Origin of the sequence: Bradyrhizobium jicamae (assembly GCF_001440395.1) — a bacterium.
In the GTDB taxonomy this organism is placed as follows: Bacteria; Pseudomonadota; Alphaproteobacteria; order Rhizobiales; family Xanthobacteraceae; genus Bradyrhizobium; species Bradyrhizobium jicamae.
On the sequence record NZ_LLXZ01000059.1, the window covers coordinates 136885 to 145782 of the forward strand.

Annotated in this window: 4 protein-coding genes and 1 pseudogene; 4 read left to right on the forward strand and 1 reads right to left on the reverse strand. The window is 59.9% G+C overall.

The window, feature by feature from the left end; translation table 11 throughout:
* Positions 1 to 83: 83 nt before the first annotated feature.
* Positions 84 to 1574 (reverse strand): undecaprenyl-phosphate glucose phosphotransferase, encoded by a 1491-nt coding sequence (locus tag CQ12_RS09880; RefSeq protein ID WP_057835100.1) that lies wholly within the window; start codon positions 1572 to 1574, stop codon positions 84 to 86.
* Positions 1575 to 1936: 362 nt separating this feature from the next.
* Here CQ12_RS09880 and CQ12_RS09885 point away from each other — a divergent pair, with 362 nt between their 5' ends.
* The 4 genes and pseudogenes from CQ12_RS09885 to CQ12_RS09900 all read left to right on the forward strand — a co-directional run.
* Entirely contained in the window at positions 1937 to 3316 is a 1380-nt protein-coding gene (locus tag CQ12_RS09885; protein WP_057835121.1) for a polysaccharide biosynthesis/export family protein, read from the forward strand.
* 456 nt (positions 3317 to 3772) lie between these two features.
* A complete protein-coding gene (locus CQ12_RS09890; protein ID WP_057835101.1) occupies positions 3773 to 6115 on the forward strand; it encodes a coiled-coil domain-containing protein in 2343 nt (780 codons plus the stop codon).
* Between the two features lie 32 nt (positions 6116 to 6147).
* On the forward strand, positions 6148 to 7194 hold the full coding sequence (gene galE, locus CQ12_RS09895; protein ID WP_057835102.1) for a UDP-glucose 4-epimerase GalE: 1047 nt from the start codon (positions 6148 to 6150) through the stop codon (positions 7192 to 7194).
* A 438-nt stretch (positions 7195 to 7632) separates the two neighbouring features.
* Positions 7633 to 8898, forward strand: a pseudogene (locus tag CQ12_RS09900) (IS5 family transposase); the annotation flags it as partial.

Here is an 8898-nt window from a genome sequence, read left to right on the forward strand (position 1 = left end):
CGGGGCGATGGAGCCCAAGTCAGATACGCCTCGCGGTTTACCAAACGAAAGGTCGGTTAGACGGTGCAACGGGTGGAGAGGCGTCAATAAGCATTCCAATACACCTTTTTGGAGAAGAGGGTCATGACCACGATCTTTAGATCGAGAAGTAGTGACCAGTTATCGATATAGTACAGATCGTGCTCCACCCGGCGTTGCATCTTCTCGAGCGTATCGATCTCGCCACGGTAACCGTTGACCTGGGCCCAACCAGTAATGCCGGGCTTGACGTTGTGGCGACGAGAAAATGATGAAATCAGCTCAGCGAATGCCTTGTTTTGCGAGGTTGCATGCGGACGGGGCCCGATAAGCGACATGTCACCGACCAGGACATTGAACAACTGCGGGAGCTCGTCGATATTGGCGTGGCGCAGGAGATGTCCCAGACGAGTCACCCGTGGATCGTGTCTGACGACAGGTCTGAAATTGTCGCCATCCTCCATCACGGTCATCGTGCGGAATTTCAGCACGTGAATGGGCTCGTTGTTATAGCCGTGGCGCTTCTGGCGGAATAGCACCGGCCCAGGGGAATCGAGCTTGATTGCGAGCGCAACGATGACGAAGAGGGGGCTGACCATGATAAGCCCAGCGATTGCAACGACGATGTCGAATGCTCGCTTTAGTGCCCGGTTGAAAGGAGTAAGGGGGCATTGGAAGATCCGCATCGTCACAATGTTGCCGAACAGAGTGATCCGCGACACAGCCATGAGATCGATAGTCCCAACAGGGACGACGTGAACGTCAACTGGCAGCTCTGACAGGGCGCTGGCAAGCGCAAGGGCAGCCGGAACATCGGGCTCCGAGGTCAAAATGACAATGTCATCCGCTCGGAGGGGGCGGCAATCGGCGACCAGTTGGCGGACGTCAGGTAGCACTTGGACGGCTGGGGGGCGCGTCGGTACTGAAGGGTCGGGGCGAAACGTCGGAAAGTCGAACGACCGGATGGTCCGAATTCCGGTGGCCATCTCCCGAGTAGAAAAATGCAGGCAGTGACCCGGGTCTCCTATAAGGATGACGCGTCTGGCATCGATCAACCCTGATGCAATGGCAGGCTGAAGTACTGAGAACCATATTGCCCTTGTGCAGAGCACCGTAAAGAGGACACTCACAGCCTGTGCGATGATGGTCCCGCGCGAGTAGCCATCCGAGATCTTCAGAAGGAATATCGTCGAGATGAAGAAAGAGAACACGAAGAAGACGCTGCTGGCGCCGCTCCATAGGAACACGTGCCGGGGCTGTGTCTGGATCCGGGAATAGTGCCGGAGTCCTATGGAAGCGAGCAACTGCAGAGTGGAAATCAGAATGGATTCCTGGAGGTACGCGGCGTCCGGCGAGTCCTGCAGGATCAGCCGATGATAGAGGACGGCTGCGGAATAGGCCGCAACGGCTGTGAGCACGAACTCGGTGCTTGCCGCCAGTACCAATAGGGCAACTAGTCGGCCCCCCTTGCCCGCTGGGACCGCCCTGCTGCCAGCGACCAAATGCGCCGGAAGGTGGGTAGAGGCCGGCGAATTGGTAAAGGACGTATAACTCACTCGTCACTCCCAGCCCCAGCCAGTCATTTCGCCTTCCCCACCCAGTCATTTCGCCTTCCAGCCAAATCAGTAGCATTCGGGTAACTGAGCGGAAATTGGCTATAAATGGGTAGAGAGGAGTAACCACGATGGCCGATTGAGCCGGGGCCCTGCCGGATTAGATTGTCGATACCGATAGAGGACAGATCAATCGGACATAGCGAAGAGGCAGTGATCGGCCTTGCGCTAAAGAGGAAGCAGTGGTTTTGCGGATCGCCTGTTATGATGATTGCTCGAACCGTAGCGATGTCGATGCACTGCCTTCCGCGGATCGGTATGAAGGATTTCACCCGGTGACCACGTCTGTGCAGGGAGTTGCCGCCATGCCGAATTCCAGACTCTCCCATTTTTTCCACGTCGAGATCTTTGGCAGTAACAGAGGTCGTTGCATCAAGTGGGGCTTGGTAGCCGTCGGCTTGACAATGTCCGTCACTCACGCGAAGGCCGAATACCGAGTAAACATTGGAGATACACTGGAGGTTGCTGTGGCAGGCGTACCGGAGCTACGGTATCGTGCTGCTGTCCAAACTGACGGAAACATTTCGTTGCCGCTGGTTGGAACGCTTAGAGTAGCCGGACTGCCCTTACCGCAGATCCGAGCCCAGATCGGGACCACACTGGCCAGCAAGGTATATCGCCAGAGGACTCCGGACGGCCGCGAGGTCGTCGTCGTTATAGCCGCAGATGAGGTCTCGACGATCGTCGCGGACTACAGACCGATTTACGTAAATGGAGACGTGTCGAGGCCGGGTGAGTATCCTTATCGTCCGTCTATCACCGCGCGCCAGCTCGTCGCCGTGGCCGGCGGCTACGACATCATGCGTATCAGAATGAACAACCCGCATCTCGAGTCAGCAGACTTGAGAAGCGAGTATGGATCGCTCTGGACAGAGCTCGCCAGGGAACAGGCGCGCATGTGGCGCATCAAGACAGAACTCGGAGAGGGGAACCGGATCAATCCAGGCGCTCTGGCGGACGGGCCCACGGCTCGATCGGCGATTTCGGAAATCGTCAATGCAGAGACGGAATATTTGAAGACGAAGCAGAGTGATTATCAGCAGGAAAAGGAATTCCTTCAGCGCAGCGTCCGACAGGGAGGGGATCAGGTCCGCGTGCTCTCGGATCAGCAAAAAAAAGAGGAAGAGGGATTTCAGTCAGATCTCGAAGAACTGCAGAAAGCGTCCGACCTCTACGGCAAGGGTTCCTTGACCAGCCCTCGCGTTACGGATGCCCGGCGCGCGGTGCTGCTGTCATCGACCCGGAAGCTACAGACCTCTGCGCAACTATTGCTGGTCAAGCAGCAGCAGGATGAGGTTGCCAGAAGGCTGGTAAAGCTCGACGACCAGCGACGGCTCGACCTGCTCCGCGAGCTGCAAGACACCAGCGTAAGGCTCAATCAAATTCGCGAAAGGCTGCAGAGCGTCGGTGACAAGCTTCAGTACGTTGCGATGGTTCGCTCGCAACTTGCGCGTGGAGCCGACAGTAAGCCTGAGATTGCGATCGTCAGAAAAGGCGAGAAAGGGCCGGAACGGATTATCGCAAGCGAGGATACCGAATTGCAGCCGGGTGACGCCGTCGAGGTGGGCCTGCGGTACCAGGACGGTTCAGACGCGCCTCCCCGAAAGCTGAGTAGTTCAAACATTCCGACGATAGGCCGGACCGCAGCGACCGCGGACGATTTACTGCGCACCGGCACGAAGTGACGAGGGCTGCTGCAACTCCGAAACGTAAATCGTTGCGAGATAAGTGTTCTGCCGTGGTCTGTCGGCGAGGATTTTCCGGCTTCAGAAGGTGGCCTCGGCTGGGGATTACTTAATGGCCTGAATTCCTGTTGGAGTTTTGAGCGGTTCACGCCTTCGGAGGCAACAAACGCAACGCGCCGTAACATTGCTGGTCGCTGGGAATTGGCAATAAGTAGGTAGTTACGATGGTCCATTGAGCCGACGCAACCAGAGACGATTCGCTGTGCGGCGAGAGAAGGTGAGAGGGCCATGAAAAGAATTTTGAGTCACGCGTTCCATTAGACGGACCCAACGCTCCGCAGCCTACCCCCGAAAGAGGTAGGGAGGGGCTTCCATGCGAGTTATAGGATTCGCATCAGCGGAGCGCATAATGACGCATCCAAACAAGCCGTATCACCATGCGAGAGGTAATTGTAGATGGGGCGCGCGGTCATTCTCAACGAGCCAATGAATCCGCCCACGGGTATCGGGGGCGCGTCGCGAAGCGATTCGGATGGGGGGACATTTGCGCAGCAGACAATGAGGCGCCTGCCCACGCAGGGACGATCCGCGACCAGTTTGATAGCCGCGACTATGCTCGCGATGCCATGGGCGTTGGAAGCCCAGGCGTCTTCGGATCAAGCGCGACACCTGGCGGATGCCCAACACGCGATGGCCGCCCGCAATTTCGCTTTCGATGGAATGGTAGGTTATGGCAGCGTCGAGATCTTGCTGTCGAGCAGCGGCAGAAACGAAAGATCGGTGCAGGTTGCGCAAGCAGCGACTGGTGATGCAGGTCGGCCTCGGGAACGAGAATACGACTGGACCGAGACGCTATCCTGCGAACTCACCGTGGCAAGGCGCGATATCGAGTTGCTGCAACGTCTCGAGCTGGGGCGCGATCGGGCCGAGTGGCTGGCGCAGGACCTTGCGGCTGCTCGGCGCGAAGTCGAAATCCAAAGCGCACGGGCGGCGAAGGCAGTTGAGGAAGCTTCCCGGTTGAAACAAGCGGAGGCGAGCGGCGGGACGGAGTCGGAGACATCTTTGCAGCATGAGCGAGAGCGGTCCGCGCGGCTGGAGCAGGATCTTGCGGCGGCGCGGCGCAACGTCGAGACCCAAACGGCATTGGCGGCGAAAGCAAGTGAGGAAGCTTCCCGGCTGAAACAGACAAGGGCGAGCAGCGAAGCAGAGACGTCTCTGCAACAGGAGCGCGAGCGGTCCGTACGGCTGGAGCAGGATCTTGCGGCGTCGCGGCGCGACGTCGAGACCCAAACGACGCTGGCGGCGAAAGCGAGCGAGGAAGCTTCCCGGCTGAAACAGGCAAGGGGGAGCAGTGAAGCAGAGCTACAGACGTCTCTGCAGCAGGAGCGCGAGCGGTCCGCACGGCTGGAGCAGGATCTTGCGGCGTCGCGGCGCGACGTCGAGACCCAAACGGCCTTGGCGGCGAAAGCAAGTGAGGAAGCTTCCCGGCTGAAACAGGCGAGGGGGAGCAGCGAAGCAGAGCTGCAGAAGCCCCTGCAACAGGAGCGCGAGCGGTCCGGGCGGCTGGAGCAGGATCTTGCGGCGGCGCGGCGCGATGTCGAAACCCAAACGGTATTGGCAGCGAAAGCAAGCGAGGAAGCATCCCGGCTGAGGCAAGCAGGTGAGAACAGCGAAGCCGAGCTCCAGAAGTCCCTGCAACAGGAACGCGAGCGGTCCGGGCGGCTGGAGCAGGATCTTGCGGTGGCGCGGCGCGACGTCGAGACCCAAACGGTATTGGCAGCGAAAGCTAGCGAGGAAGCGTCCCGGCTGAAACAAGCAAGCGAGAGCAACGAAGCGAAGCTGCAGAAGCCCTTGCGGCAGGAGCGCGAGCGATCCGCGCAGCTGGAGCAGGATCTTGCGGCGGCGCGGCGCGATGTCGAAACTCAGACGGCACTGGCGGCAAAAGCAACCGAAGCAGTGATGCGGGCGAAGCGTGCTGCGGAAGCGGATGCTGCCGAGCTCACGAAATCGATCCAGAAGGAGCGCGAGAGGGCCGACGCACTTGCGCAAGGCCTCTCGATGACGCGCAGCGCACTCTATGCATATGAGGCCCGCGCCCGCAAACTCGAAGACGAGACGGTCGAGCTCAAGAAGGCGGCTGCAAGCGGCGCGCCGTCGCTTCGCAAATCCGCACAGGAAGAGCGCGATCGGGCCGCGGGGCTGGAACAGGATCTCGGAACCGCACGTCGCGATCTCGAAACGCAGGCTGCCTCGGTGGCCAGGGCGAGCGAGGAAGCCGCGCGGACGAGGCAGACGGCAGAGCGCGACCTAGCCGCGTTGCGCAGTTCATTGCAGCAGGAGCGGGCCAGGTCCGAACAGCTCGAACGGGACCTCGCGCTTGCGAAACAAGCCGCGCCCAATGCTGGGACGGTCGGCTCGACCGCGCGGGACAGGGCTGCGGATAACGCGAAGCTAGTCGCCGACCGGACACGAGCGGCGGGCTTTCGGGTCGATGCCCAGGCCAATTCCAATGTCAATTCGAAGGAAGCCGCGGTGACGGCAGGGTTGCTCGCGCGTGCAACCGCGCTGCTCAGGCAGGGAGACGTAGGCGCTGCACGGATTGTGCTGGAGCGCGCCATCGAGATGGGCAGCGCCCAGGCGAGCTTCTCGCTCGCAGAAACTTATGATCCCTTGGTCCTTGCCAAATGGGGAACTCTTGGAACGCGCGGCGATGCGGTCAGAGCGCAAGACCTCTACGCGAAAGCCGACGCCGCAGGAATCAAGGAGGCGAAAGCGCGGTTTGAGGCGCTGCGCCGGTAGCATCAGTTTGAACGAAACGAAAAGTGTCCGAGATGATCTTACTGACCGGAGGCGCCGGCTACATTGGTTCCCATGTGTCTGTCGCGTTACTCGATGCCGGCCTCGATGTCATCGCAGTCGACAATCTCTCCAACAGCAACAACGCCTCTCTAGAAAGGGTGCAATCCATCTGCGGGCGGTCGCTCGCTTTTTGCCACGCCGACATCCGCAATGAAGAAGCGATTTGTAACGTATTGCGTGACTACGAAGTGACGGCGGTTATCCATCTGGCGGGGCTGAAGGCCGTGGGTGAATCCAACGCGGAGCCGATGACCTATTACGAGAACAACGTCCTGGGAACGATGCGGCTCTTGTCAGCCATGAAGAGAGCCAGCGTGAAGACGCTTGTCTTTAGTTCGTCCGCAACCGTCTACGGGATTCCCGCGTATCTGCCGCTCGATGAGAAACATCCCCTCGGACCGACAAATCCATACGGCCGCACGAAGTTCTTTATAGAGGAGATGCTGAAGGATCTCTGCAAGTCCGACCCTGACTGGCGGGTCGGCATCCTGCGCTACTTCAACCCGGTTGGCGCGCACGAAAGTGGGCTCATTGGAGAAGACCCGGTCGGCATTCCGAACAATCTCGTGCCATTTGTGGCGCAAGTGGCAGTAGGAAAGCTCGAGAAAGTGCGGGTTTGCGGAAACGACTATGACACTCCAGATGGTACCGGCATCCGCGATTTCATTCATGTCGTCGATCTTGCATCCGGGCATTTATGCGTTTTGAACCACCTGAAGCAGCCCGGCGCGCTGACGGTCAACCTTGGAACGGGAATCGGCCACAGCGTTTTGGAGGTGATTCAGACATTTGAGGCCGTGAGCGGAAGGTCTGTTCCGTATGAAATTGGCGAACGTCGGACCGGCGATGTCGCCGCCTGTTATGCCGACCCGACATTTGCGGAAAAGACGTTGGGTTGGAAATCGGTGCGATCATTGGCGCAAATGTGCGCGGATCATTGGCGTTGGCAATCGAAGAATCCGGACGGCTATCGGGGTGCGCAATACCAGACGAACAAACTGAAGTTCAGGGTAGGCTAGGGACGCGATCAAAGAGGTGATTGAAGCTGCCGCAGTAGCGATGGCGCGGATCACGATACACGGCTGCAACTGTGACCTAAAAAACGCGATCGGCCGATGGGACCGCAGAAAGCGTAGACGTCGCTGCAGCGTGGCAGAGAGATATCGTCCAATATGCCAGGTATGATTTGTCGGTCAGAGTTGGAGATCGCGCCCAGCTACAGCCGGAAACGTGGCTACCCCACTGCGATGCGGCTTCGAGAACTCGCTGGCGACCGCCCAGACCGCGCTGTAGTCGTCCGTGAACAAGCGCCTAAGCGATTGAGCGGGAGTCTGTTTTTCGGTTGTGGGAGCATTTGAGATTGCAGGGATTGGGAACTCGAGACCCCAAAACTTGCAATTTCGTTTGTGGATTCCCTTTCGCTGCAGACCATGATTCTGTGGTGCATCGGAGGGACGATGCGGCTGAAGAAGCACAAGACGACGGGATCGAACGATCTGTTCCGGGCACGACTGGACCAGATCATCAACATGAAGCACGAGCTGGTTCTGCTTGCCGGCAAGATCGATTGGGACTGGATCGACGGCGAGATCGCACCGCTCTAGAGCGAGAATGGCCGGCCCGAGATCGAAACCCGCTTCATGATCGGGCTGTTGTTGCTCAAGCACATTTACGGGCGGTCCGATGAAGGGGTGTGCGAGCGCTGGGTCTACGACCCGTATTTCCCGTTCTTTACCGGCGAAGAGTTCTTCCAGCACGCCTTCCCGCACGAGCGCTCGGACCTGAGCCATTGGCGCAAGCGGCTCGGCGACAGACTGGAGCTGCTGTGCCGAGAGCCTGCGGGTGGCGCACGAGGCCGGCGCGTTACGCAGCCAGGACCTCAAGCGGGTCACGGTCGACACCACGGTGCAGCCAAAGGCGATCACCTTCCCGACCGATGCCAAGCTGCTGCACGCAGCAATTAAGGGTCTCAACCGCCTGGCGACCAGGCACGGCGTCAGGCTGCGGCAATCCTATTCTCGCGTGGCCAAGGCGGCGGCGATGATGGCGGGCCGCTACGCCCATGCCAAGCAGTTCAAGCGGCATCAGCGGCAGTTGCGCATCCTGCGCAGCCGGCTGGGCCGGATCATCCGCGACATCCGCCGCAAGATCGAAGGACAGACGGCCCTTGAGGGGATGTTCGCGCTTCCGCTCGGCCGCGCTGTGCAGATCCGCTCGCAACAGCAGCGCCAGCGCGGCTCCAAGCTGTATTCCTTCCATGCCCCGGAGGTGGAGTGCATCGGCAAGGGCAAGGCTGCCGCACCTTACGAGTTCGGGGTGAAGGCCTCCATCGTCACCAACAACCGCCGGGTTCCCGGGGGCCTGTTCGTGCTGCACGCCAGGGCGATGCCCGATAACCCGTACGACGGTCATACCTTGCGGGACGTCATTGACCGTACCGAGACACTCACCGGCTGCCCGATCGAGCGGGCTTATGTCGACAAGGGATACCGCGGCCACGACGCGCAAAATCCCCGTCGCGTCTTCATCTCCGGCCAGAAGCGTGGCGTCTTCGGTGTCATCAAGCGCGAACTGCGCCGCCGCTCCGCCATCGAGCCCATCATCGGACACCTCAAGGCCGAAGGCCACCTCGGCCGCTGCTACCTCAAAGGCCGCGCAGGGGCCGCTGCCAACGTCATCCTCTCAGCCGTCGGCCACAACTTCCGCCGCATCCTCGCCTGGCT

Coding starts and splice junctions, on each gene's coding strand:
- CQ12_RS09885 (WP_057835121.1), top strand. CDS start 1,937: ATGCCGAATTCCAGACTCTCCCATTTTTTCCACGTCGAGATCTTTGGC.
- galE (WP_057835102.1), top strand. CDS start 6,148: ATGATCTTACTGACCGGAGGCGCCGGCTACATTGGTTCCCATGTGTCT.
- CQ12_RS09890 (WP_057835101.1), top strand. CDS start 3,773: ATGGGGCGCGCGGTCATTCTCAACGAGCCAATGAATCCGCCCACGGGT.